General features: G+C 73.7%; 22 protein-coding genes. 10 read left to right on the forward strand and 12 right to left on the reverse strand.

Annotated features, from left to right (window positions below; genetic code table 11):
• Positions 1-63: 63 nt before the first annotated feature.
• Complete coding sequence (locus tag AB0N90_RS16255; protein WP_365196883.1) at positions 64-1,503, forward strand: NAD(P)/FAD-dependent oxidoreductase; 1,440 nt, start codon at positions 64-66, stop codon at positions 1,501-1,503.
• 44 nt (positions 1,504-1,547) lie between these two features.
• Here AB0N90_RS16255 and AB0N90_RS16260 read toward each other — a convergent pair whose 3' ends face one another.
• The 3 genes from AB0N90_RS16260 to AB0N90_RS16270 form a co-directional block, all read right to left on the reverse strand.
• Complete coding sequence (locus tag AB0N90_RS16260) at positions 1,548-2,192, reverse strand: peptide deformylase (RefSeq protein WP_365196885.1); 645 nt, start codon at positions 2,190-2,192, stop codon at positions 1,548-1,550.
• A gap of 101 nt (positions 2,193-2,293) precedes the next feature.
• A complete protein-coding gene (locus AB0N90_RS16265; RefSeq protein WP_365196888.1) occupies positions 2,294-2,704 on the reverse strand; it encodes a tetratricopeptide repeat protein in 411 nt (136 codons plus the stop codon).
• A 178-nt stretch (positions 2,705-2,882) separates the two neighbouring features.
• Positions 2,883-4,007 (reverse strand): XdhC/CoxI family protein, encoded by a 1,125-nt coding sequence (locus tag AB0N90_RS16270; protein ID WP_365196890.1) that lies wholly within the window; start codon positions 4,005-4,007, stop codon positions 2,883-2,885.
• Between the two features lie 344 nt (positions 4,008-4,351).
• On the opposite strand from AB0N90_RS16270, the gene AB0N90_RS16275 reads away from it, so the two are divergent.
• The 8 genes from AB0N90_RS16275 to AB0N90_RS16310 all read left to right on the forward strand — a co-directional run bounded on the left by AB0N90_RS16275 (position 4,352) and on the right by AB0N90_RS16310 (position 13,227).
• The gene (locus tag AB0N90_RS16275; RefSeq protein ID WP_365196893.1) at positions 4,352-5,233 is read left to right on the forward strand and encodes a xanthine dehydrogenase family protein subunit M; all 882 of its coding nucleotides are present in this window, start codon (positions 4,352-4,354) and stop codon (positions 5,231-5,233) included.
• 2 nt (positions 5,234-5,235) lie between these two features.
• On the forward strand, positions 5,236-5,790 hold the full coding sequence (locus AB0N90_RS16280) for a (2Fe-2S)-binding protein (protein WP_136103427.1): 555 nt from the start codon (positions 5,236-5,238) through the stop codon (positions 5,788-5,790).
• On the forward strand, positions 5,787-8,183 hold the full coding sequence (locus AB0N90_RS16285; RefSeq protein ID WP_365196895.1) for an aerobic carbon-monoxide dehydrogenase large subunit: 2,397 nt from the start codon (positions 5,787-5,789) through the stop codon (positions 8,181-8,183). The genes AB0N90_RS16280 and AB0N90_RS16285 overlap by 4 nt, the downstream gene beginning before the upstream one ends.
• Positions 8,184-8,235: 52 nt before the next feature.
• Positions 8,236-9,126 carry an XdhC family protein gene (locus AB0N90_RS16290; protein WP_365196897.1) on the forward strand — a complete coding sequence of 297 codons (891 nt, stop codon included), beginning with the start codon at positions 8,236-8,238 and terminating at the stop codon, positions 9,124-9,126.
• On the forward strand, positions 9,123-10,016 hold the full coding sequence (locus tag AB0N90_RS16295; protein WP_365196898.1) for a MoxR family ATPase: 894 nt from the start codon (positions 9,123-9,125) through the stop codon (positions 10,014-10,016). The genes AB0N90_RS16290 and AB0N90_RS16295 overlap by 4 nt, the downstream gene beginning before the upstream one ends.
• A 3-nt stretch (positions 10,017-10,019) precedes the next feature.
• Positions 10,020-10,841: an SRPBCC family protein gene (locus AB0N90_RS16300; protein ID WP_365196901.1), complete on the forward strand. Its 822-nt coding sequence runs from the start codon at positions 10,020-10,022 to the stop codon at positions 10,839-10,841.
• Positions 10,842-10,866: 25 nt separating this feature from the next.
• A complete protein-coding gene (locus AB0N90_RS16305; RefSeq protein WP_365196904.1) occupies positions 10,867-12,120 on the forward strand; it encodes a VWA domain-containing protein in 1,254 nt (417 codons plus the stop codon).
• Between the two features lie 123 nt (positions 12,121-12,243).
• Positions 12,244-13,227, forward strand: a complete 984-nt coding sequence (locus tag AB0N90_RS16310; protein WP_365196906.1) for a zinc-dependent alcohol dehydrogenase family protein — start codon at positions 12,244-12,246, stop codon at positions 13,225-13,227.
• A 9-nt stretch (positions 13,228-13,236) separates the two neighbouring features.
• Here AB0N90_RS16310 and AB0N90_RS16315 read toward each other — a convergent pair whose 3' ends face one another.
• Positions 13,237-14,199 carry a LysR family transcriptional regulator gene (locus AB0N90_RS16315; protein ID WP_365196909.1) on the reverse strand — a complete coding sequence of 321 codons (963 nt, stop codon included), beginning with the start codon at positions 14,197-14,199 and terminating at the stop codon, positions 13,237-13,239.
• A gap of 266 nt (positions 14,200-14,465) precedes the next feature.
• On the opposite strand from AB0N90_RS16315, the gene AB0N90_RS16320 reads away from it, so the two are divergent.
• On the forward strand, positions 14,466-15,008 hold the full coding sequence (locus tag AB0N90_RS16320; protein WP_365197367.1) for a hypothetical protein: 543 nt from the start codon (positions 14,466-14,468) through the stop codon (positions 15,006-15,008).
• On the opposite strand, the gene AB0N90_RS16325 is transcribed toward AB0N90_RS16320, so the two are convergent.
• From AB0N90_RS16325 to AB0N90_RS16360, 8 genes are all read right to left on the reverse strand, one after another.
• Positions 14,977-16,455: an NADH-quinone oxidoreductase subunit C gene (locus AB0N90_RS16325; protein ID WP_365196912.1), complete on the reverse strand. Its 1,479-nt coding sequence runs from the start codon at positions 16,453-16,455 to the stop codon at positions 14,977-14,979. The two genes, AB0N90_RS16320 and AB0N90_RS16325, sit on opposite strands and share 32 nt — an antisense overlap.
• A gap of 4 nt (positions 16,456-16,459) precedes the next feature.
• On the reverse strand, positions 16,460-18,256 hold the full coding sequence (locus tag AB0N90_RS16330) for a proton-conducting transporter membrane subunit (protein ID WP_365196914.1): 1,797 nt from the start codon (positions 18,254-18,256) through the stop codon (positions 16,460-16,462).
• Positions 18,256-18,933: a hypothetical protein gene (locus AB0N90_RS16335; protein WP_365196917.1), complete on the reverse strand. Its 678-nt coding sequence runs from the start codon at positions 18,931-18,933 to the stop codon at positions 18,256-18,258. Before AB0N90_RS16335 ends, AB0N90_RS16330 begins: the two co-directional genes overlap by 1 nt.
• Positions 18,930-19,889, reverse strand: coding sequence for an NADH-quinone oxidoreductase subunit H (locus AB0N90_RS16340; protein WP_365196920.1), 960 nt, complete (start codon positions 19,887-19,889; stop codon positions 18,930-18,932). Before AB0N90_RS16340 ends, AB0N90_RS16335 begins: the two co-directional genes overlap by 4 nt.
• Positions 19,886-21,919, reverse strand: a complete 2,034-nt coding sequence (locus tag AB0N90_RS16345; protein ID WP_365196923.1) for a proton-conducting transporter membrane subunit — start codon at positions 21,917-21,919, stop codon at positions 19,886-19,888. Before AB0N90_RS16345 ends, AB0N90_RS16340 begins: the two co-directional genes overlap by 4 nt.
• On the reverse strand, positions 21,916-22,398 hold the full coding sequence (locus AB0N90_RS16350; protein WP_365196925.1) for an oxidoreductase: 483 nt from the start codon (positions 22,396-22,398) through the stop codon (positions 21,916-21,918). The genes AB0N90_RS16345 and AB0N90_RS16350 overlap by 4 nt, the downstream gene beginning before the upstream one ends.
• A gap of 243 nt (positions 22,399-22,641) precedes the next feature.
• On the reverse strand, positions 22,642-23,016 hold the full coding sequence (locus tag AB0N90_RS16355; protein ID WP_365197368.1) for a zinc ribbon domain-containing protein YjdM: 375 nt from the start codon (positions 23,014-23,016) through the stop codon (positions 22,642-22,644).
• Positions 23,017-23,055: 39 nt separating this feature from the next.
• Positions 23,056-23,454, reverse strand: coding sequence for an anti-sigma factor antagonist (locus AB0N90_RS16360; protein ID WP_361673229.1), 399 nt, complete (start codon positions 23,452-23,454; stop codon positions 23,056-23,058).
• Between the last annotated feature and the right edge of the window lie 25 nt (positions 23,455-23,479).

Below are 23,479 nucleotides of genomic sequence, written 5' to 3' on the forward strand. Positions count from 1 at the left end.
GGCGCCCGTGTGCGCGCTCGTACCCATGTGGCCGCCACGCACACCACCCACCAGACTGACCCCATGACGGAATCGACGGAATCGGAAACCATCGCGTACGACGTCGTGGTGCTCGGGGCCGGGCCCGTGGGGGAGAACGTCGCCGACCGCACCCGCGCGGCCGGCCTCACCACCGCGATCGTGGAGAGCGAACTGGTCGGCGGCGAGTGCTCCTACTGGGCGTGCATGCCCAGCAAGGCGCTGCTCAGGCCGGTCATCGCCCAGGCCGACGCCCGCCGGCTGCCCGGCCTCGCCGCGGCGGCCCGGGGGCCCCTGGACACCCCGGCCGTGCTGGAGCGCCGCGACAACTTCACCTCCCACTGGCAGGACGACGGGCAGGTCGACTGGGTGGAGGGCATCGGCGCCGACCTCTACCGGGGCCACGGCCGCCTCGCGGGACCGCGCACGGTCACCGTCACCGTGTCCGACGGGGGCGTCACCACCCTCACGGCCCGGCACGCCGTCGTGGTCTGCACCGGCACCCGCGCCCAGCTGCCCGACCTGCCCGGACTCGCCGAGGTGCGGCCGTGGACCAGCCGGGAGGCCACCAGCGCCGACTCGGCCCCCGGGCGGCTGCTCGTCGTCGGCGGCGGTGTCGTGGCCACCGAGATGGCCGACGCCTGGGCGGCGCTCGGCTCCCGGGTGACCCTGCTGGTGCGCGGCAAGGGACTGCTCAGCCGGATGGAGCCGTTTGCCGGGGAACTGGTCGCAGAGGCGCTCACCGAGGCCGGGGTGGACGTGCGCACGGGGGTGTCCGTCGCGTCCGTCACCCGGGAGGACGGCACCGTCGTGGCCCTCACCCGTACGGGTGAGAGGTTCGAGGCCGACGAGATCCTCTTCGCCACCGGCCGCATCCCGGGAACCGATGACATCGGCCTCGACACGGTCGGTCTGGAACCCGGCTCCTGGCTGGAGGTCGACGACACCCTGCGGGTCACCGGGACCGACTGGCTGTACGCCGCCGGCGACGTCAACCACCGCGCGCTCCTCACCCATCAGGGCAAGTACCAGGCCCGTATCGCCGGTGCGGCCATCGGTGCCCGCGCGGCCGGCACCCCGCTGCTGGACGGCCCCTGGGGCCCGCACGCGGCCACCGCCGACCACGAGGCCGTACCGCAGGTCGTGTTCACCGATCCCGAGGCCGCCGCGGTCGGGCTCTCCCTCGCCGAGGCGGAGGAGGCCGGACACCGGGTCCGCGCGGTCGACGTCGAGTTCTCCTCCGTCGCCGGGGCGGCGCTGTACGGCGACGGCTACAAGGGCCGCGCCCGCATGGTCGTGGACCTGGAGGACGAGATCCTGCGGGGCGTCACCTTCGTCGGCCCCGGCGTCGGCGAACTCATCCACTCGGCCACGATCGCCGTCGCGGGCCATGTCCCGATCAGCCGCCTGTGGCACGTCGTCCCCTCCTACCCGACCCTGAGCGAGGTCTGGCTGCGCCTGCTGGAGGCGTACCGGGACAACTGAGGGCGCCCTCGGGGGAATTGCCGGGACTCCGACGCGCGGAAGGATTACGGCAGTTCGAAGCCGAGGGCGGTCGCGGCCGTGGCCGGGGTCGGCTGGGCCCACAGGGCGGCGACGGCCTCGTTGGTGGACAGGGAGCGCAGCTCGGCGCGGTCGAGGTAGAGCATGCCGTCGAGGTGGTCCGTCTCGTGCTGCACGATGCGGGCGGGCCAGCCGGTGAACACCTCGTCCACCGGGCGCCCCTGTTCGTCCTCGGCGCGCAGCCGCACCTCGGCGTGCCGGGCCACCACCGCCTGCCAGCCGGGCACGCTGAGGCAGCCCTCGAAGAACGCGGCACGCGCCGTACCGACGGGCTCGTACCCGGGGTTGACCAGCACCCGGAAGGGCTGGGGCCGCCGGCCCCTGATCGCGGCGATCTCCTCCGGCACCGGCGCCGGGTCCTCCAGGACCGCGATCCGCAGCTCCACGCCGACCTGGGGCGCGGCGAGGCCCACGCCGGGCGCCGCGTGCATGGTCAGGCGCAGCGCCTCGACGAAGCGGGCCAGCAGGGCGGGGCCGAGCTGGCCGTCGTACGGCTCGGTGGGGCGGCGCAGCACCGGCCGCCCGGCGGCGACGATGGGCAGGGGGCCGCCGGCGGCGAGGAGTTCCTCGACCCGTTCGGCGAGCGGCGCGTGATCACGGTCGGGTGCCATCGCGCCAGGATGCCACGGTGGGCCACCCGGGCACGAGGCGCGCGGCCCGGTGCCGCGGCGGCCGTCGCCCCGGTGCCCGCGGGAATCCGCCGCAATCCGCGTCAGTGCCGCCGCATGTCGCCCCGGCCCTGCGGAGGGTCGCTCCGGTCCTGAGGGAGGTCGCTCCGGCCTTGCGGGAGGTCGCCCGTGAGCGCGGCGGCGATCCGCAGATGCCGCTCCGCCTCCTCGTGCCGCGACTGCCGTTCGAGCGTGCGGCCCAGCATCAGCCGGGCGTAGTGCTCCACCGGGTCGCGCTGCACGATCGTCCGCAACTGGCCCTCGGCCCGCCGCAACTGCGCCGAGTGGTAGTACGCACGGGCCAGCAGCAGCCGGGGCCCGGTCTGCTCCGGCACCTCCTCCACCAGGGCGGCCAGCACGCGTGCCGCCCCCGCGTAGTCCTTGGCCGCGAAGAACGCCTGGGCACGCTCCCAGCGCTCGGCCGGGGTGCCATGGTCGTAGTACGTGGTCTCCACTTGTGACCTCCTTCGCCGGACACAACGGCACCAGGTAGTTCAATATTCCACTACTGGCTTCCGTGGGTCCGGCCTGCGTCCGGCCGACCTCCCGAATGCGGAGAAGGGGGATTGATGGCGTGTCAGCTCCGCGCCGGGCGCTCGCGCGGATCCCGGACCGCGTCGACGACTGCCGGTGTCAGCGATGGATCGGCAGCGGAGTCATCTCCACCAGTCGGCGGCCCGTGCCGCCCCAGCGCAGGGCGATGACTTCGGCCATGATGGCCACCGCCGTCTCCTCCGGGGTGCGAGCGCCCAGGTCGAGGCCGATCGGGGCGGAGAGTCTGGAGAGTTCCGCCTCGGTCATGCCCTCCTCGCGAAGTCGCCGCAGCCGGTCCTCATGGGTGCGGCGGCTGCCCATCGCGCCGATGTAGCGGGCGGGGGTGCGCAGCGCCCGCCGGAGCAGCGGCACATCGAACTTCGGGTCGTGGGTGAGGACGCAGATCACCGTGTTCTCGTCCACCTCGGTCGACTCCAGATAGCGGTGCGGCCAGTCCACCACCAGCTCGTCCGCGTCCGGGAAGCGGCGGCGGGTGGCGAACACCGGGCGGGCGTCGCACACCGTGACGTGATAGCCGAGGAACTTTCCGATCCGGGCCACCGCGGACGCGAAGTCGATGGCGCCGAACACCAGCATCCGCGGCGGTGGCGCGAAGGACTCCACGAACACGGCGACATCGTCGCGCCGCTCCTCGCCCGCGCGCCCGACCCGCACCACACCGGTACTGCCCTGCGCCAGCAGCCCCTGCGCCCGCTCGACCACGGCCGCGTCGAGACGGGGGTCGCCGAACGAGCCCTGCGCACCGGACGGCGTGACGATCATCTGACTGGCGGGCGCGGCCGTGGGATCCGGCTCCGCGCCGCCGCCCTCGTCCGGCAGCGGCGACACCACCGCCACCGGCCGCCCGGTGTCCATCGCCGCCAGCACCCCCGGCAGCCCCGGGAAGCGGCCCGCGCCCGCCGGGCGTACCAGGATCTCGATGATCCCGCCGCAGGTCAGGCCGACCGCAAGCGCGTCGTCGTCGCTGACGCCGTAGGTCACGAGGGCGGGCTCGCCGCTCTCCCGGACCTCGCTCGCCAGCTCGTACACGGCGCCCTCCACGCAGCCGCCGGAGACGCTGCCGATCACCTCGCCGTCCTCGGCGACCGCCAGCGACGAGCCCGCCTGGCGCGGCGCCGACTTCCAGGTCCGTACGACCGTCGCCACCGCGAATCGCTTGCCCGACGCACTCCAGGAGGAGAGGCCCTGCGCGATGTCCCGCATCCGTGTGCCTCCTTCGGCGGCGGCCACCACCGCCACACCCACCGAATACCCGTTCGGTCCTCTGTGCAGGCCGTACGGCGGTCCGCGTCTTGGCGTCCGACCCCGGCCCGAACGCCGTGGCAGCCGTTTTCACCCGCCCGGCGTCCGGATCATGCGAATGCCGTCCGTCGCATGTCAACGGCAGCTTAAGTCTTCGCTTAAGTGACCGTGCCCGCCGCGGTGAGCGAGTTAAGCAAAGGCTTAAGCCGCGATTGACACCCCGCCCCGGACGGAGGCGCAATGATCTTTGGACAACGGCGCCCGACGCGCCCGGCTGCCCGCCGGGCGAGACAGGGGAGTGCGGCATGCAGGTTCCCGCTCCGTTCGAGTACCAGCGGGTGGGCACGGTGGACGAGGCGGTCACGCTCCTGGACCGGCTCGGCGACACCGCCCGCTTGGTGGCCGGCGGGCACAGCCTCATCCCGATGATGAAACTCAGGCTGGCCAATTTCGAATATCTGATCGATATCAATGAGCTGCACGACGAGCTGGGCCATATCCGTGTCGAGCCCGGCCTGATCCGCATCGGCGCGATGACCCGGCACCGCGAGCTGCTGGAGTCCGACGAACTCGCCGCCGCCTTCCCGATCTTCCGCGACGCCGAACGGGTGATCGCCGACCCGGTGGTGCGCAACCGCGGCACCCTGGGCGGCTCCCTGTGCCAGGCGGACCCCTCCGAGGACCTCTCGGCGGTGTGCACCACGCTGGACGCCTCCTGCGTCATCCGCGGCATGGACGGCGAGCGCGTGGTCTCCATGGAGGACTTCCACCAGGGGCCGTACGAGACCGCCGTAGGCGACGCCGAGATCCTCACCGAGGTCCGCTTCCCGGTCCGCCCGCGCGGATCCAGCGCCTACGAGAAGGTCGAGCGGCGCGCCGGGGACTGGGCGGTCGTCTCGGCGGGCGCGGCGCTCTGGCTGGACGAGTCCGGGCGGATCGCGGACGCCCGGGTCGGCCTCGCCGCCGTCGGCCCGAACACCGCCGGCATCCCCGGGATCGCCGATGCCCTGCGCGGACAGCCGCCCGCCGAGGAGCTGTGGGCGCGGGCCGGCGACATCGCGGCCGAGTCCTGCTCCCCGGCCACCGACCGGCGCGGCAGCGCCGAGTACAAGCGGCATCTGGCCCGCGAGCTGACGATGCGCGTACTGCGCAGGGCCGCGGCCCGGATCAACGGACAGGAGGTGTGATCGTGCAGGTCACCATGACCGTCAACGGCGAAGAGGTCACCCGGGAGATCGAGGGCCGGCTGCTGCTGGTGCACTTCCTGCGCGACCACCTCCAGCTGACCGGCACCCACTGGGGCTGCGACACCAGCAACTGCGGCACCTGCGTGGTCTGGCTGGACGGCGAACCCGTCAAATCCTGTACGGTACTGGCCGCGATGGCGGGCGGCCACGAGGTACGCACCGTCGAGGGCCTGGAGCAGAACGGCGAACTCGACCCGATCCAGCGCGGGTTCATGGAATGCCACGGACTGCAGTGCGGCTTCTGCACCCCCGGCATGATGATGACCGCCCGCGCCCTCCTCGACCGGGAACCGGACCCCTCCGACGAGGAGATCCGCGAGGCCATCTCGGGCCAGATCTGCCGCTGCACCGGCTACGCCACCATCGTCCGCTCGATCCGCTGGGCCGCCGCCGAACAGGCCGGCACCCGCACCACCGCCGAGGAGCCCGAGCGGACCGTCGCACCGGCCGACGCGCCCGGACCGTCCGTCGCGTCGACCTCGGGGAGCGCCTCATGACCACCGTCGCCGCCAACGGCCACCGCACCGCCTTCGTCGACAACGACCAGAAGCCCAACGGCCACGGCCGGATGCTGCGCAAGGAGGACCCCCGCTTCGTCCGCGGCCGGGGCCGCTACGTGGACGACCTCCAGCTGCCCGGCATGCTCCACCTGGCGATCCTGCGCTCCCCGCTCGCCCACGCCCGCATCCTGTCCGTCGACACCACCCTCGCCGAGGCCCACCCCAAGGTCCGCCTGGTGGTCACCGGCGCGATGCTCGCCGAGAAGGGCCTGGCCTGGATGCCGACCCTGTCGAACGACGTGCAGGCCGTCCTCGCCACCGACAAGGTCCGCTTCCAGGGCCAGGAGGTCGCCTTCGTCGTCGCCGAGGACCGGTACGCGGCGCGCGACGCCCTCGAACTGATCGACGTCGAGTACGAACCGCTGGACGCGGTGATCGACGTACGCACCGCCCTCGCGCCCGAGGCGCCGGTCATCCGCGACGATCTGGAGGGCAAGGCCGACAACCACGTCTTCGACTGGGAGACCGGTGACGCGGCCGCCACCGACGAGGTGTTCCGGCGCGCGGACGTGGTCGTCTCGCAGGACATCGTCTACCCGAGGGTGCACCCGGCGCCCATGGAGACCTGCGGCGCGGTCGCCGACTACGACGCGGTCGACGGCAAGCTCACCCTGTGGTCCACCACCCAGGCCCCGCACGCCCACCGCACCCTGTACGCGATCGTCGCCGGACTGCCCGAGCACAAGATCCGCGTGGTCTCCCCGGACATCGGCGGCGGCTTCGGCAACAAGGTGCCGATCTACCCGGGTTATGTGTGCGCGATCGTCGGCTCCCTGCTCACCGGCAAACCGGTGAAGTGGATGGAGGACCGCGCCGAGAACCTGATCAGCACCGGCTTCGCCCGCGACTACATCATGCGCGGCGAGATCGCGGCCACCCGCGAGGGCAGGATCCTCGCCATCCGCACCAACGTCCTCGCCGACCACGGCGCGTTCAACGGCGTCGCCGCGCCCGTGAAGTATCCGGCCGGCTTCTTCGGCGTCTTCACCGGCAGCTACGACCTGGAGGCGGCCTACTGCAAGATGACCGCCGTCTACACCAACAAGGCGCCGGGCGGGGTGGCGTACGCCTGCTCCTTCCGCATCACCGAGGCGGTCTACCTGGTCGAGCGGATCGTCAACTGCCTCGCCGACGAACTGCGGATGGACCCGATCGAGCTGCGGATGAAGAACTTCATCCGGCCCGAGCAGTTCCCGTACCGCACCAAGACCGGCTGGGTCTACGACTCCGGGAACTACGCCCCGACCATGGAACTGGCCAAACAGCTCGCCGGATACGACGAGTTGCGCGCCGAGCAGGCCGAGAAGCGGGCCCGCGGCGAGATCATGGGCATCGGCGTGTCCTTCTTCACCGAGGCGGTCGGCGCCGGACCTCGCAAGGACATGGACATCCTCGGCCTCGGCATGGCCGACGGCTGCGAACTGCGGGTCCACCCCACCGGAAAGGCCGTCGTACGGCTGTCGGTGCAGACCCAGGGGCAGGGCCATGAGACGACGTTCGCGCAGATCGTCGCCGAGGAGCTCGGCATCCCGCCCCAGGACATCGAGGTCGTGCACGGCGACACCGACCAGACCCCGTTCGGCCTCGGCACCTACGGCAGCCGCTCCACCCCGGTCTCCGGCGCGGCCGCCGCCCTGGTCGCCCGCAAGGTCCGCGACAAGGCGCGGCTGATCGCCTCCGGGATGCTGGAGGTCTCGGTCGCCGACCTGGAGTGGGAGAAGGGCTCCTTCAAGGTGGCCGGCGACCCGAACGCCTCCGTGACCATCCAGGACATCGCGATGCGGGCACACGGCGCGGGCGATCTGCCCGAGGGCGTCGAGGGCGGCCTGGAGGCGCAGATCTGCTACAACCCGGAGAACCTCACCTATCCGCACGGCGCCTATATCTGCGTGGTCGACATCGACCCGGGCACCGCGAAGGTGACGGTACGGCGGTTCGTGGCGGTGGACGACTGCGGCACCCGCATCAACCCGATGATCATCGAGGGTCAGGTGCACGGCGGGCTCACCGACGGCGTCGGCATGGCGCTGATGGAGATGATCGCCTTCGACGAGGACGGCAACTGCCTCAGCGGTTCCCTGATGGACTACCTCATCCCGACCGCCCTCGAAGTGCCCGACTGGGAGACGGGATTCACGGTCACCCCCTCCCCGCACCACCCGATCGGCGCCAAGGGTGTGGGCGAGTCCGCGACCGTCGGCTCCCCGCCGGCGATCGTCAACGCGGTGGTCGACGCGCTCTCCCCGTTCGGGATCCGGCACGCGGACATGCCGCTGACCCCCTCCCGGGTCTGGGAGGCGATGCAGGGCCGGCCCCTCCCGCCGATCTGACCGCAGGCGGCACACAACAGGAGACGGTGACGGAGTCGAGGAGGTGACCGGGGTGCCCAAGACGGTGAGCGCGCGTGCGCTCGAACTGGCCCAGCGGCGCGTGCCGTTCGTGCACGCCCGCGTGGTGCGCGCCCAGCCGCCCGCGTCCGCGCACCCGGGCGACGAGGCGATCGTGTACGGCGACGGCACGATCGACGGATTCGTCGGCGGGATGTGCGCCGAGGGCTCGGTGCGCACGGCGGCGCTCGGCGCTCTCAACGGCGGCGGACCGCTGCTGCTGCGGGTGCTGCCGGCGGGCGAGGTGGCCTTCCCGGACACCCCGGGCGCAAAAGTGGTGGTCAACCCCTGCCTGTCCGGCGGGGCGCTGGAGATCTTCCTGGAGCCGGTGCTGCCGCCGCCCCTGATCGAGGTCGTCGGCACCACCCCGATCGCGGAGGCGTTCATCGCCCTCGCCGACGTCCTCGGGTACGCCACCGCGCGCTCCCTGCCCGACGGGCCGCCCGCCGAGTACACCGGCGCGGTGATCGTGGCCGGGCAGGGCCGCGGCGACGCCGAGGCGCTGCGCGCCGCCCTGGACGCGGACGTCCCGCACATCGCCCTGGTCGCCAGCCGCCGCCGGGGCGCCGCCCTGCTGGACGAACTCGGCCTCGGCGAGGCGGAGCGGGCCCGTGTGCACACCCCGGCCGGCCTCGACATCGGCGCCCGCACGGCACCGGAGGTGGCCCTGTCCATCCTCGCCGAGGTGGTGGAGGCCGTACGCGCGCGCAGCGCACCACCGCCGACGGCCCTGCCCGAACCGACGGCCCAGGTCGTCGACCCGGTGTGCGGGATGACGGTGACCGTGACCGCCGACACCCCTCATCTCGCCGCCGGGGACAAGGAGTTCTGGTTCTGCGGCACCGGCTGCCGGGACCGCTGTGCGACGGGACTGGTGGGCGGGTGAGCGCACTCTTCCTGGACGCCGAGGACGTACGGCGCCGTCTCGCCGAGGTCGGCCACCTCGTGGACGAGGGCACCGCCACCGCCCTCTACCTGGCCACCGTCCTCGACCGGCCGCTGCTCCTGGAGGGCGAGCCGGGCGTCGGCAAGACCAGCGCGGCCAAGTCGCTCGCCGAGGCCCTCGCCACCCCGCTGATCCGGCTCCAGTGCTACGAGGGCCTGACGGCCGGCGAGGCGCTGTACGAGTGGAACTACCAGCGCCAGCTGCTCGCCGTGCGGCTCACCGAGGCGCGCGGCGAGCATCTGGCCGACGCCGACCTGTTCACCGAGGACTTCCTGCTGGACCGGCCGCTGCTGCGCGCCGTACGCCATCAGGGGCCGTTGCCGCCGGTGCTCCTGATCGACGAGATCGACCGCGCGGACGACGAATTCGAGGCGCTGCTCTTCGAGTTCCTGGGGGAGTGGAGCATCACCGTCCCGGAGCTGGGCACCTTTGCCGCCGCCCGGCCCCCGGTGGTGGTCCTCACCTCCAACCGCAGCCGCGAACTCCATGACGCGCTGCGCCGCCGCTGTCTCTACCACTGGATCGACTACCCCGGCCCCGAGCGCGCGGCGGAGATCCTGCGCCGCTCGGTGCCGGCCGCGAACGAACCGCTGATCGCGTCCGCCACCGCGTTCATCGGACAGGTCCGCGCCATGGACCTGGACAAGGCGCCCGGCCTGGCGGAGGCGATCGACTGGGTGTCCGCGCTCGCCGCGCTGCGCGTGTCCCGGCTGGCCCGCCGCGATGTGATCAGCACCCTCAGCGCGGTCGCCAAGAGCCCCGACGACCGCACCGCCATCACCGGGGCCCTCGGCGAACTCGGCTACCCCGAAGAAGCGAGGAGACCGTAAGCCATGAAGATCGACAACGAGTTCCGGGTGGACGCGCCCCTGGAGCGGGCCTGGCAGGCGCTCACCGATCTGGAGGGCCTCGCCCCCTGTATGCCCGGTGCCCAGCTCACCGGGGTCGACGGCGATGTCTACCGCGGCAAGGTGAAGGTCAAGGTCGGGCCGGTGATCAGCCAGTTCCAGGGCACCGCCCGCTTCACCGAGCAGGACGAGGCCAGCCACAGCGCGGTGATCAGCGCCTCCGGCAAGGACACCCGGGGCCAGGGCAACGCCTCCGCGACCGTGCACGCCCGGCTGCGGCCCGACGGCACGGGCACCGCGGTGAGCGTCAGCACCGACCTCAACATCAGTGGAAAACTGGCCCAGTTCGGCAGCGGCATGATCAAGGAGATCTCCGAGAAGCTGTTCGCGCAGTTCGTGGCGAACGTGGAGGAGCAGCTGCTGCACAAGCCGGAACCTGCGGAGCCGACGGAACCGACGGAGTCGACGGAGCCGACGGAGCCGGAGGCATCCGAGGCACCGGCGGCCGCGCCCGCACCCTCGCCCGCGACCACCGCCGAGCAGAGCGCCGTGGAGCAGAGCCCCGCCGAGCCGACCGCCGCCGACACCCATGCCCCTGCGGACGCCCATGCCGTACGGCCCTCACCGCCCCCTCGGCCCGAGTCCGCCGCAGCGCCCCGGCCCGCCGCCCGCCCGCAGCCGACCGTGCGCGAGAACGAACCCCTGGACCTGATGCAGTACGCCGGGAAGTCGGTGTACAAGCGGCTCGTCCCGGTGGCCGTCGGCGTGGTCGTCGTCGGCGTGGTGATCTACTGGGCGGTGCACTGAGCCCGGCGATGACACGGGAGCCCGTGTGAGGACGCCGACCGAGCCGTTCCTGCCCGCCGTCGACCGGGCCGCGTTCGCCGTGGCGCTCGCCGACCGGCTGCGGAGCCGGGGCGTGCCGGTGGGCCTGACCTCGGCCCGGGACTTCGTGCGCGCGCTGGCCGCGTCATGGCCCACGACACGGTCCGCCCTGTACTGGACGGCCCGGGTCACCCTGGTCCGCGACCAGCCGTATCTGACCCGCTTCGACGAGGTCTTCGACGCGGTGTTCGGGGACGCGGTGCTGTCCCTTGACCCGCACGCCCGCCGTACCGGCCGGGGCGCCGTGCCACCCGCCAGGGACGACGTCCGCGCCCCGCTGCCCGCCGGTGCGGACGGCGATCCGGTGGAGGACGCGGGGCTGCCCTGGGTGACGCTGCCGCCGGTGGTGGGGGCGGCCGAGCCGAGCGAGGAGCACGTACTGACCGTGCCGCAGCGGCTGCCGACCGAGCTGGCCGGTGCCGTGGACACGCCGTTCGAGCGGCTGGGCGACCGGGAGGCGGCGCTGCTCGGGCAGTGGCTGGAGACGGGGCTGCGGCAGTGGCCGACGCGCCGCTCCCGCCGGTACGCGCGGCGTCCGGGCGGGCCCCGGGTGGCGATCCGGGAGACGGTGGCCCGCTCCCGGCGCACCGGCTGGGAACCGGTCCGGCTGGTGCGCACCGGGCCCCTGGACCGGCCCCGGCGGGTGGTGGTGCTGTGCGATGTGAGCCGGTCGATGCAGGCGCAGGCGGTGGCCTATCTGCATCTGATGCGGGCGCTCGCGCTGACCACGCGGGCCGAGGTGTTCGCCTTCGCCACCTCGCTGACCCGGCTCACCAACGTGCTCGCGCACCGCTCGGCCAAGACGGCGTTCGAGGAGGCGTCGGGGCGGGTCGAGGACCGGTTCGGCGGCACCAGGATCGCGCACTGCCTGGAAACCCTGCTCGCCTCCCACCACGGGGGCGCGCTGCGCGGCGCCGTCGTCCTGATCGCCTCCGACGGCTGGGACGGCGACCCGCCCGAACGCCTCGCCGCGGCCATGGCCCGGCTGCGCCGCCGCGCCCATACGGTCGTCTGGCTCAACCCCCGCGCGGGCGCCCCGGGTTACCGCCCCCGCACGACGACGATGACCGCCGCGCTCCCGTACATCGACCTGCTCCTCCCGGCGGACACGTTCGCCTCCCTGCTGCGGGTGGCCCCCGAGGTGGCCCGGCTGACGGGGCGCGGCGGCCCGCCCCGGCGTCGGACGAAGGTGTGGGAGTAGGCCCCCACGGCGCGTCCCCCACGGCCGTCCCCGGCGCTGACCCGGTCGGAGCCGCGATCCTCGGCGTTCATAGGATCGGACGTTCTGGATCGTTCCGGCACGCACAGGGAAGGGAGGCCGTCGATGCTGGCCGCCGTCGTCGACTCGCCCGGTCGCCTCGCCGATGTCCTGGCCGTACGCGAGGTGGCCGGGCCCCCGGTTCCCGGCGCGGGCGAGGTCGTGGTGCGGATGATCGCGTCGACTGTCCATCCTTCCGACGAGGTCACCGTCTCGGGCGCCTACGGGACTCGGACGTCGTTCCCGCTGGTCCCGGGGTTCGACGGCGTCGGTGTGATCGAGGCGGCCGGACCGGGGGTGCCCGCCGCGGTGCTGGGCCGCCGGGTGCTTCCGCTGGGTTCCGCGGGGGCCTGGCAGCAGTACAAGCGGCTCGACCACTCCTGGTGCGTCCCGGTCCCGGACGATCTTCCCGACGACGTCGCCTGCTTCGCCTACATCAACCCCCTGACCGCCGTGACCATGGTCGAGCGGTTCTGCCGGCCGGGGGTGCGCCAGGTGGTGGTCACGGCGGCGACATCGGTCATCGGCGGGCAGCTGGCGGAACTCCTCACCGCGCGCGGTGTCGCGCCGATCGGGGTCGTACGCGGAACGCCGGGGCGGACGGTCGCCGATCCGTCCCGGTGGCGGGCCGTGCTCCGGACGGACGAGCCCGGATGGCGCGCACGTCTGCGGGCGCTGACCGGGCCCCGGGGGATCGATGTGGCCTACGACTGCGTCGGCGGCGAGGTGAGCGCGGACGTGTGCGCGCTCACCTCGGGCGACGGCGTGTTCGTCCACTACGGCCTGCTGTCGGGAACACCGCTGCCCGCGAGGTGCTTCACCGGACCCGGGGGCCCGCGCGTGGAGTTGTTTCGGTTGCGTGACACCGTCCACGGGGACGGGCGGTGGCAGCTGCCCGAGCTGTTCGCCCCGGTCTTCGAGCAGCTGCGCCGCGGCCTTCTGCGCACGGCCGTGTCCCGCCGGGTCGGGCTCAGCGCACTCGCCGAGCATCTCCAGGACCCCGCCGCCGGGCACAGAAGCGGAAAGATCCTGATCGAACCGCAGCGGTGACGCCGCGGCTCAGCTCCACAGCGTCACATGGATCGCCGGACGGAACCGGCCCGCCGTGACCCCCGCGCCGCGCAGCATGGCCTGGGTGGCGCGCGGGTTGGTGACGAAGCGGCGGAGTTCGGCGGCGGCGGGCGGGGCCTCGCGGTCGCCGAGGGTGAGGAGGTTCCAGGAGCCGCGCGCGGGCAGCTGGGGGCCGCCGAGCTGCCGGAGGTCGCCGTCGGCGAGGTCCTTGCTGACCGCGAACGTCACCGCGAGCGCCACCCCGGTGCCGTGCTTCGCCTCGTCCACCGCCGCGGTGTGGCTCTGGAAGATCCGCTGATGGTCCTCGGGGATCTGGAGCCGCCGCAGCACCGACGGCACTATCCCGGCCCGGCCCACCGCCGAGGGCCCGAGCAGCCAGGTCTGCTCGCGCAGCTCCGCGACCCCGGCGGGCCCGGTGCGGGCGGCGAGCGGATGGGTGGCGCCGACGACCGCGATCATCTGGTAGTTGAGGAAGTGCGTACAGCTCATCGAGGCGTCCACGGTGGCCGGCCGGGGCCCGATGGCCACGTCCACCGCCCGCTCCGACAGCAGCAGCGGGAAGCGCTGCGGATCGTGCACGCTCAGTTCCACGTCGAGATCGTCGGCCCGCCCCGCGAACAGTTCGATCAAGCCGGGCGCCGCGTACTCGGCGAACAGGCTGGAAGTGGCGACCCGCAGCAGCCGCCGCCCGGATCCGGCCTGCTGCACCTCCAGCACGGTCTGGTCCTGAAGGCCCAGCATCTGCGCCGCGCGGCTGGCGAGCCGCAGCCCGCCCGGGGTGAACGCCAGCCCGCTGCCCGTGCGCGTGAACAGCTTGTCGCCGAGCTCCCGGCGCAGATGGGCGATGTGCAGCGAGACGGCGGCCTCGGTCACCGCGAGGTCCGCCGCCGCTGCCTTCACGGAGCCGAGCCGAACGGTCGCCGAGAACGCCCGCAGCTGTGCCGGGGTCAACCAGAACCTCCCCTGATCACCACGGATGCGTCTATGCATGTGTGGCGGGTGTGACCTGCGTCTCAAACTACCGCACAGATCGTTCCGGGGCCATGAAACCGGCCGAATCACCGGGTCTCGCCGCATGCCTCGCACACCTGTGCCCGGCGCATCGCGGACACCGCCGTCCATGGGCCGTTCGGCCCCGGAATCTCTGCCGACAGGCCCCTGTGCCCGGCGCCCGCGCATGACGATGATCAGCGCATGCGAGGAAGGGAATGTCAGGAGTGATCGCCGTCGTCGGACATCCGGATCTCACCGTGCCGACGCTGGCCCTCCTGGAGGAGGAGCTGCGCTCGCGGCTGACCGACCGCGCCCGCGGTGGCCGCGCCGGGCTGGTCAGGGCGGGCAAGGGCCTGCCCGTGGCGTTCGGGCGGGCCGCGCGCAGGGCGGGGCTGGCCCTGGTGACCGTACTGCCGTCCCGCAGCGGCGTGCCCGCCTACGTCGCCGAACCGGACCGCAAGGCGGCCGGTGAACTGCTGCTGCTGTCGCAGATGGTGCGCCTGGTCGAGTACGACCCCGGGGACCGCGCCTCCTGCATCGGCGCCGACGAGGCCCTGGTCCGCTCCTGCGCCCGGGTGCTGGCCGTCTGGGACGGCTCACCCTCCAACGGCGGTGACGCGACCGCCCACTTGGTGGCCTACGCGCGCAGCCACGGCGTCGATGTGGAGGTGCTGTGGCCGCGCGGCGCCGAGCACCGCGGCGTCCGGTCCGCCGAGGCGCCCGGGACCTGCGGGCTCACAGGTCGTTGCCCGCGTACGACAGATTGAAGCTCTTGTTGGTCAGCGGGAAGTCCGGCACGATCGTGTCGGTCAACGCGACCGGCAGCGCGGGCCAGTTGAAGAAGGACGGGTCGACGGGCTTGACCCGGCGCAGCGTGCCGTCCGGGCCGAGTTCGACCCGGGTGGCGATGGTGCCGCGCCAGCCCTCCACCAGGCCCACCCCGCTGCGGGGCCCCGTCCCCGGCACCGGTGGCGCGCCCAACGCGGTGACCGGACCGGCGAGTTCCTCGGCGAAGTGCCCGATCATCGCGAGGGAGACGTCGATCTCCTCGGCCCGCACCAGGAAGCGGGCCAGTACATCGCCGCCGCCGCGGACGGCGCCCTTCGGCGCGCAGTGGTCGAGGAACGGATGCGCGCGGCGGGCGTCGTAGGCCAGGCCGCTGGCGCGGGCCACATAGCCGAGGCAGCCGATCTCCCGGGCGGCGTCGGCGGGCAGCACGGCGGTGCCGGTGAAGCGGTCGCGGACCGTGGAGTGGCCGAGGGCGAGGCCGGTGAGCTCGCGGATGTCCTCCCCGATCGCCTTGAGCCGTCGTACCTCCGGCACGGAGCGCAGGGCCGCGCCGCCGGGGACGATGCCGCCGCGCAGCAGCCGATGGCCGGTGATCTCCCGGTTGAGGCGCAGCAGTTGTTCGCGGACCCGCTGGGCGTGGGCGTTGAGGATGCCGTGGCCGACGTCGTTGCAGAGCATGCCGAGGTCGGCCACATGGTTGTGGACCCGCTCCAGTTCGAGGAGCAGGGCACGGGCGCGCCGGGCCTCGTCGGGTACCTCGGCGCCGGTCGCCTCCTCGACGGCGAGGCAGTACGCGAGGGCGTGGCCGACGGCCGTGTCGCCGCTGATCCGCTCGGCCAGCGGCAGCCCGGCCGCGACGGTGCGGCCCTGGAACAGCTTCTCCACGCCCTTGTGCACGAACCACAGGCGGGCCTTGAGCCGGAGGATGGTCTCGCCGACCACGGAGAACCGGAAGTGGCCCGGCTCGATCAGCCCCGCGTGCACCGGCCCGACCGGGATCTCGTACACCCCGTCGCCCTCGACCTCCAGGAAGGGGTACGGCCCCTCCTGCTCCCCGAAGGGCGGCGGGGGCCCGGCGTCCGGGCGCATCGGATACCAGCCGCGCGGCCAGTGGAAGTGCCGTACCAGTCGGCGCGGCAGCGGATGCCCGAGCGGTACGACGCCGAACAGGTCCCGCATCTCCCGCTCGAACCGGCCCGCGGGGTACGAGAGATGGGCCAGCGTCGGCAGCTCGGGGCGGTCGGGATCGAGCAGCACATGAAGTTCGGTACGGGTGTCGGGCGGTCCGGCGACGAACAGGTACACCACACGGATGCCGAGCTTGTCGTGATGGGCGGCGACCAGCGCGAGCCGATGACCGCCCGTCAGCAACTCGGATGCGCGGAGCGGGAGTTGGGACAGGGCGAGGATTTCCGTGGTGCGCATGGGGTCAGCGCCCTCCGATCGCGCCGGCGGCGGCGCGCAGCAGGCCGGTGAGGGGTCCGGTCGTGGTGCCCAGGACCGCACAGGCGACCAGGGCGAGCAGCAGGGGCCAAGTACCCTTACGGGAATGGCTCGTTGGACTGTCGGGTGCCGGGCCGAGCAGCATATGGGCGGTGCGGGCGGCGAGCGCCGCGAAGGCGGTGAGCACCAGCAGCAGGGCCGCCGCCGTCACCAGGGCGAAACCGGTACCGGCGGCGAAACCCGCGCGGGCGATGCCGAGTTCGGAGGCGAAGAGACCGAACGGCGGGAAGCCCAGCAGCGCCGCCACCGCGCAGCCGAACACCCCGCCCAGCAGCGGTGCCCGGCCGAGCAGCCCCCGGATCCGGCCGATGCGCGAGGTGCCGGTCAGCTGGAGGATCCGGCCCGCGGCACAGAACCCGGCCGACTTGGCCAGGCCGTGCCCGGCGATGTGCAGCAGCGCCGCCGACAGGGCGAGCGGGCCTCCGACCGCCGTGGCCAGGGCGATCAGGCTCATGTGCTCCATGCTGGAGTAGGCCAGCATCCGCTTGTGGTCGCGCTGGGCCAGCAGCAGAGCGGCGGCGAGCGCCAGGGTGAGCAGGGCGATCCCGGCCAGCAGCACCCGGGTGAAACCGGCGCCGAGGGCGGCGTCCGCGATGACCCGGTAGCGCAGGATCGCCGAGAACGCCACGGACAGCAGCACCCCCGACATCAGCGCGGACACCGGCGCGGGCGCCTGGCTGTGCGCGTCCGGCAGCCAGGCGTGCAGCGGGACCAGGCCCGCCTTGGCGCCGAAGCCGAGGACGACCAGGGTGACGCCGAGCCGGGTGACCCCCGGGTCGAGGCGGCCGGCGTGGGCCACCAGCGTGGGCCAGTCCAGCGCCCAGGACTCGGCGACGCCCGCCTGCCGGGCCGCGTAGTAGATCAGCACGGTGCCGAGGAAGGCGAGCGCGATGCCCGCCGAGCAGATCACCACGTACTTCCACGCGGCCTCCACCGAGGTGCGGGTGCGGCGGTGGCCCACCAGGAACGCCGTGACGATGGTGGTGGCCTCCACCGCCACCCACAGCACCCCGAGGTTCGCGGTCACCACGGCCAGGCACATCGCGGCCAGGAACGCCTGCACCAGCACCTGGTACCGCCAGGCGGTACGGCGGCTCGCCCGCCCCGCGGCCCGCTCGCCCGCCAGGTACGCGGGCCCCGACCCGCACGCGATCAGCGCCACGGCGCCCACCACCAGCAGCATCCAGACACTGAGGGCGTCCGCCCGCAGCAGCCCGGAGCAGGCGGTCAGCGGACCCGTACGGGGGACCCGGACGGCGAGGAGGCACCCACAGAGGAGGATCGCCAGCGGGGAGACGAGTCCGGCCCAGGTGGCGGGCTGCCGTCCCGGGGAGCCGGGGGTGGCGCCCGGGGACCTCGGAGGCGTGCCGAGGAGGCCGCCGTCCGGTGCCTCGGCGGCCTGGCCGGGCAGCATCCCCCGGCCCCGGCCGGGCAGCTCACCGGCGCCCCGGCCGGGCAGCTCACCGGCGCCCCGGCCGGGCAGCTCACCGGCGCCCCGGCCGGGCAGCTCCCCCGTGTCACGACCGGCGAGCACCCCCGTGTCCCGGCCGGGGAGCGGATCCGCCGCGCCCGTGTGCGCCCCCACTCCTACGGGCTGCCGTACCCGCACCCGCGCCGGGACCGGTCGGGGCGCCCGTACCGGGGTGAGCGCGTACGCGGCGGCGGCCAGCAGCGGTACGGCGGCGGGCGCGATGAGCAGGGCGGCGGTCGGCGTCGCGTTCATCAGTCGTGCAGCTCCCGCAGGTCGTCGATGTCGGTCGTGCCGAAGGCCGCCCGCATCCGGGTGGTGAGGATCTCCAGCACCAGCACCGCCAGCAACACATCGAAGGAGACGCCCAGTTCGACGATGAGCGGCACTCCGGAGGTGGCGAGGAAGGCGGTGGCGGTGATGCCGTTGTCCAGCAGCAGGAACCCGACCACCTGGGCGAGCGCCCGGCGCCGGGTCACCAGCACGAAGAACCCGATCAGTACGACGGCGAGCCCCACCGGCAGCGCCCGGGTGGCCGGGGTCGGATCGAGCAGGGTCAGCGGCCGGGACACCGCGTAGGCGAGCAGGGTGAGCAGGGCCGCGGTCAGCAGCGAGGCCGCCACATTGACCAGCGGCCGGGTCTCGCGGACCTCGTCGCCGCCCCGGCCCGCGGACAGCGCGGCCAGCGCGCGCCGCATCAGGTACGGCAGGAGGCCCGCCCGCAGCAGTCCGACGCCGAGGCCCACCCCGACCAGGTCCCACCGGCCCTCGTGCGCCCCGAGCAGGACGGCGAGGACCGTGAGAGCCGCCCCCTGGAGGGCGAACACCCGGATGATCGCGGCGAGTTCGCGCCGCCAGAGCACCAGCACGGCCGCCAGCAGAAAGACCCCGCAGGCCAGATCGAGGAGACGCGGGTACAGACCGCTGCTCATGACGCTCCGTTCAGGAAGTACGACGCGGACACCGAGAGCAGCGCCAACAGGAAGGAACCGGCGAGGAGTTCGGGCACCCGGAACAGCCGTACCTTCGCCCAGCACACCTCGGCCGCCGCGAGCAGCGCGCCCAGCACGGCCACCTTCACCGCGCACAGCACCGGGGCCGCGGCCAGCGCCGCCCAGGAGGCGCCGGTGGCGATGCCCCAGGGCACGAACAGCGAGGACAGCAGCCCGAGCAGCAGCGCCAGCCGCAGCTGCGCCCCGAGTTCGACCAGCGCCAGGTCGGGGCCCGCGTACTCCAGCACCATCGCCTCGTGGATCATGGTGAGTTCGAGGTGTGTGGCGGGGTTGTCCACCGGGATCCGGCCGGTCTCGGCGAGCACCGCGACCGCGAGCGCGGCGACGGCGAGCAGCCCGGCCGGCGAGGCGAACCGGGCCGGCTGTCCGACGGCGTCGGCGACGATCGCCGGGAGGTTGGTGGTCCCAGCCGGTAGCGACAGCGCGAACACCGAGAGCAGGATGGTCGGTTCGACCAGCGCCGCGACCGTCATCTCCCGGGAGGCACCCATCCCGCCGAACGCGGTGCCGGTGTCCAGGCCCGCGAGCGCGAGCGCGAGCGTGCCCAGCGCGAACAGCGCCACCACCACGATGAGATCCGCGTGCCCGCTCACCGGTGTGGCGGTGGACAGCAGCGGCACCAGCGCGGCGGCCACCACGGTGGTGGCGACCAGCAGCGCGGGCGCGATCCGGAAGGCGGGCCCGGTCCCGACCGGGGTGACGGGCTCCTTGTGCAGCAACTTGCGCACGTCCCGCCAGGGTTGCAGCACCCCGGCCCCCGCCCGGCCCTCAAGGCGGGCCCGCACCAGCCGCATCCACCCGGTCAGCAGCGGCGCCCCGGCCACCACGGCCACGACCTGGCCGACGACGGCCACGTACCCGAGCGCGTTCCTCACCAGCCCACCACCAGCGCCGAGAGCAGGACCACGAGTCCCGCGAAGCCATAGCCGAGATAGACGTGCACACTGCCGCCCGCGAGCCGCCGCGCCGCCCGGCCGGTCCCCTCCAGCGCCCGCAACACCGGCTCGTACAGGTGGTGTTCGATCCGGTCGGGCACCCGGCGCCGGAACCGCACCCGCTCCACCAGGTACGCCGAACCGCGCACCGGGGTGACGGCCACGTCCTGCTCCGGGGCGAGCACCTCGTCGAAGACCCGCTGCAACGGCTCGGCGAACGAGGTCGCCGTGTACGCCATGCGCGGTGTCGGCGCCCCGCCCCCGCAGTCCCACAGCCGGGCGCCCGTGCGGCGCCTGCGGCGGCCGTAGAGGCGGGGCAGCCCGGTGGCGAGCGCGAACGCGGCGGTGAGGGCGGCCACCACCCACAGCGGGGAGAGCGAGGCGGACACACCGGTCAGCCGCACCCGGAGGCCGCCCCCGGTCAGCGCGCCCGCGCCGGGCAGCCCGACCGCGCCCACCACCCGGTCGAGGCCGTCACCGAGCAGTCCCGGCAGCACCGCGAGCCCCACCGTGACCGCCGCGAGCAGGGCCATCCCGGCGAGCATCGGCGGCGGTGCCTCGCGCGCCGCGGCGGCCCGTGCGTCGCGGGGCCGGGCGAAGAAGCCGACCCCGAGCGCCTTCACGAACACGGCGGCGGCGATCCCCGCCGACAGCGCGATCAGCCCCACGGACAGCGGCAGTACGAGGGCGACCGCGACCCCGGGCACCTTCATGCCGTGGATCAGGGACTGGAGCAGCAGCCACTCGCCGATGAACCCGTTGCCGGGCGGCAGCGCCATGGCGCCGAGCGCGGCCAGCGCGAAGCAGGCGGTCGTGACCGGCATCCGGGGGCGCAGCCCGCCCAGCCGGTCCAGGTCCCGCAGTCCCGTGGCGCGCAGCACGGACCCGGCCGCGCAGAACAACAGGGCCTTGAAGGCGGCGTGGTTGACGAGATGCAGCAGCGCCGCGGCGAGTGCCAGCGCGGCCAGCGGCCGCTCCCCACCGGCCGCGAACAGCCCGCACGCGCCCACCCCGACGAGGACGAGCCCCATGTTCTCGCTGGTCGAGTACGCCAGCAGCCGCTTGAGATCGGAGGCCATCGCGGCCTGGAGGATGCCGTGCACGGCACTCAGCCCGCCGAGGGCCAGCAGCCACAGCCACCACCAGGCGGGGCCGCCGCCCAGCAGGTCGAGGCCGGTGCGCACCAGGCCGTAGACACCGAGGTTGACCATGGCGGCGCTCATCAACGCCGAGACGGGACTGGGTGCTTCGGGATGCGCCCTGGGCAGCCAGGCGTGCAGCGGTACCGCGCCCGCCTTCGACGCGAACGCCGCCGCCACCAGCACGAAGACCAGTCCGCGGGTGGCGGGGGAGAGGAGGTGGGCGCCGGTGCGCAGCGCGGTGAACGTCTCCCCGTGCGCCCCGGCCGCGAACAGCGCGAACCCGGCGAGCAGCAGGGCGAGTCCGAGATGGGTCAGCACCGCGTACCAGAGACCGGCCTGCCGTACCGTCCGCCGCTCGGCGTGCTCGGTGAGCACCAGCGACAGGGAAGCCAGCGCCATCAGCTCCCACAGCGCCAGGAACGTCGAGACCGAGGCGGCCACCGGGACCAGGACGAGGGTCAGCGCGAACAGCGGCAGCACCGCCTGCGCGGTCCGCGAGCCGATCCCGTGCGGACCGTGCCCGGCCGCGTACCCGATGCCGTACACCCCGACGGCGGCCACGACCGTGCCCGCGACGGCCATGAACAGCCCCGCCAGCGCGTCCACCGCCAGCCGCGTCCCGGTCAGCGGGAGCAGTGCGGGCAGTACGGCTGTCCAGCGGGCGCCGCCCAGCGCGGCCACGCCCGCGACCGCGCCGCTCGCCCCGATGCCGCAGGTCAGCACGCCGACGGCCACGATCCGTGCCCGGTACGGCAGCACGAGCGCCGCGAGTGTGCCCGCGCCGCCCAGTGCGGTGGCCGTCGTCAGGGCGGCCGGGAGCACGTTCACCGGCCGGTCACCCGGCGCAGCGCGGCCACGATCGCCGCCGGCTCCGGCGGGCACCCGGGCACCGCCAGATCCACCGGTACGACATCGCCGACCGCGCCCTCGACGCCGTACCCGCCGGCGAACTCCCCGCAGTCGAGGGCGCAGTCGCCGACCGCGACCACCAGCCGGGGCTCGGCCATCGCGGCCACCGTGCGGCGCAGCGGCTCCGCCATGTTCCGGGTCACGGGCCCGGTCACCAGGGCGACGTCCGCGTGCCGGGGCGAGGCCACCAGTCGGGCGCCGTAGCGCTCGGCGTCGTACACCGGGTTGAAGGCGGCGGCGATCTCGATCTCGCAGCCGTTGCAGGAGCCCGCGTCCACGCAGCGCACCTGCGCCGAGCCGCCCAACTGCCGTGCTGCTTCGAGGGGTTGTCCGTCCGGGCGGGGTGGGGCGGGCTCCGCGACCCGCCCGGTGGTCCGGATCTTGCGCAACAGGCCCATGAACCTCTCCCGGCTGCTGGTGAGGGCTTTCACGGGGCCCAACAGGGAGAGGAGTGGCTTGAGTTACGCGGCTTTCCCGGCGTTTTGCCTGGTTTCAGCAGTCTTTGCCGCTGTATGGGGGTTCCGTCGGGAGAACCAGACCCGGAGCAGGCCGTCGGGCCGGGCCAGGAGGGACCGGCTAGGAGGGCCCGGCCTCCTCCTGCGCCGCCCGCAGCATCCCGGCGACCGCGTGCTCGCGCTCGCTCAGGCCTTCTTGACCACGCTGGACTTCAGCTGCATCGCGCCGAATCCATCGATCTTGCAGTCGATGTCATGGCCGTCCACACCGTCCACGAGCCGGATGTTGCGCACCTTCGTGCCCGCCTTGATGCCGGACGGGCTGCCCTTGACCTTCAGCGCCTTGACCACGGTCACGGTGTCGCCGTCGGCGAGCACATTGCCGACCGAGTCCCGGATCACCCGGCCCTCCTCGGCGGCGGTGTCCGAGGACGCCGACCACTCGTGGCCGCACTCGGGGCAGACGAGCAGCGCGCCCATCTCATAGGTGAACGTGCCCGAGCAGGCGGGGCAGGCGGGGAGGTTGTCGCTCTTGGAACTCTTTCGCGGTGGGTTCGACAGGGGGTCGTGCGGTAAGTCGAAAAGGGGATCGTACGCAGGTCAGGAGGTGGGCCAGCCGTCCGTCCGCCACTCCTGGCGGTCGTCGTCCGGCGTCCGCGGGCCCCGGCCGTGCGCGGCGCGGGCCGCGGCCAGATCGCAGTGGACCGGGATGTCGGGGCCCTCGCCCGCCGGGACCAGCGAGCCGTCGGCGGGTATCGCGGCCAGCTCCAGGCCCCGGCCGGAGGCGGCGAGCAGCCGGGCCGCCTCGATGATGGCGACCTGGCCCTCCGCGGACCAGTTGCGCAGCTCGGTCAGATCGAGCACGACCGGCCCGGTGCCGCGCGCGACGACCCAGCCGATGGCGCCGTTGAAACGGCGTACGGCGTCCGGGCCGAGGTAGCCGGCGACGGAGAGGACCCCGAGGTCCTGCTCGATGGTGTAGCGCCAGTCGATGGTCATGCGGGGGCAGCTTCCTTGTGCGGGG

The sequence above is a fragment of the Streptomyces sp. NPDC093018 genome (genome assembly GCF_040684035.1).
Lineage (GTDB): Bacteria > Actinomycetota > Actinomycetes > Streptomycetales > Streptomycetaceae > Streptomyces > Streptomyces murinus.

Bases quoted from the DNA above. Each gene is read 5' to 3' on its own strand.
- AB0N90_RS16255 (WP_365196883.1), top strand. From the start codon at position 64: ATGACGGAATCGACGGAATCGGAAACCATCGCGTACGACGTCGTGGTG.
- AB0N90_RS16260 (WP_365196885.1), bottom strand. From the start codon at position 2,192: ATGGCACCCGACCGTGATCACGCGCCGCTCGCCGAACGGGTCGAGGAA.
- AB0N90_RS16270 (WP_365196890.1), bottom strand. From the start codon at position 4,007: ATGCGGGACATCGCGCAGGGCCTCTCCTCCTGGAGTGCGTCGGGCAAG.
- AB0N90_RS16275 (WP_365196893.1), top strand. From the start codon at position 4,352: ATGCAGGTTCCCGCTCCGTTCGAGTACCAGCGGGTGGGCACGGTGGAC.
- AB0N90_RS16285 (WP_365196895.1), top strand. From the start codon at position 5,787: ATGACCACCGTCGCCGCCAACGGCCACCGCACCGCCTTCGTCGACAAC.
- AB0N90_RS16300 (WP_365196901.1), top strand. From the start codon at position 10,020: ATGAAGATCGACAACGAGTTCCGGGTGGACGCGCCCCTGGAGCGGGCC.
- AB0N90_RS16310 (WP_365196906.1), top strand. From the start codon at position 12,244: ATGCTGGCCGCCGTCGTCGACTCGCCCGGTCGCCTCGCCGATGTCCTG.
- AB0N90_RS16325 (WP_365196912.1), bottom strand. From the start codon at position 16,455: ATGCGCACCACGGAAATCCTCGCCCTGTCCCAACTCCCGCTCCGCGCA.
- AB0N90_RS16330 (WP_365196914.1), bottom strand. From the start codon at position 18,256: ATGAACGCGACGCCGACCGCCGCCCTGCTCATCGCGCCCGCCGCCGTA.
- AB0N90_RS16335 (WP_365196917.1), bottom strand. From the start codon at position 18,933: ATGAGCAGCGGTCTGTACCCGCGTCTCCTCGATCTGGCCTGCGGGGTC.
- AB0N90_RS16350 (WP_365196925.1), bottom strand. From the start codon at position 22,398: ATGGGCCTGTTGCGCAAGATCCGGACCACCGGGCGGGTCGCGGAGCCC.
- AB0N90_RS16360 (WP_361673229.1), bottom strand. From the start codon at position 23,454: ATGACCATCGACTGGCGCTACACCATCGAGCAGGACCTCGGGGTCCTC.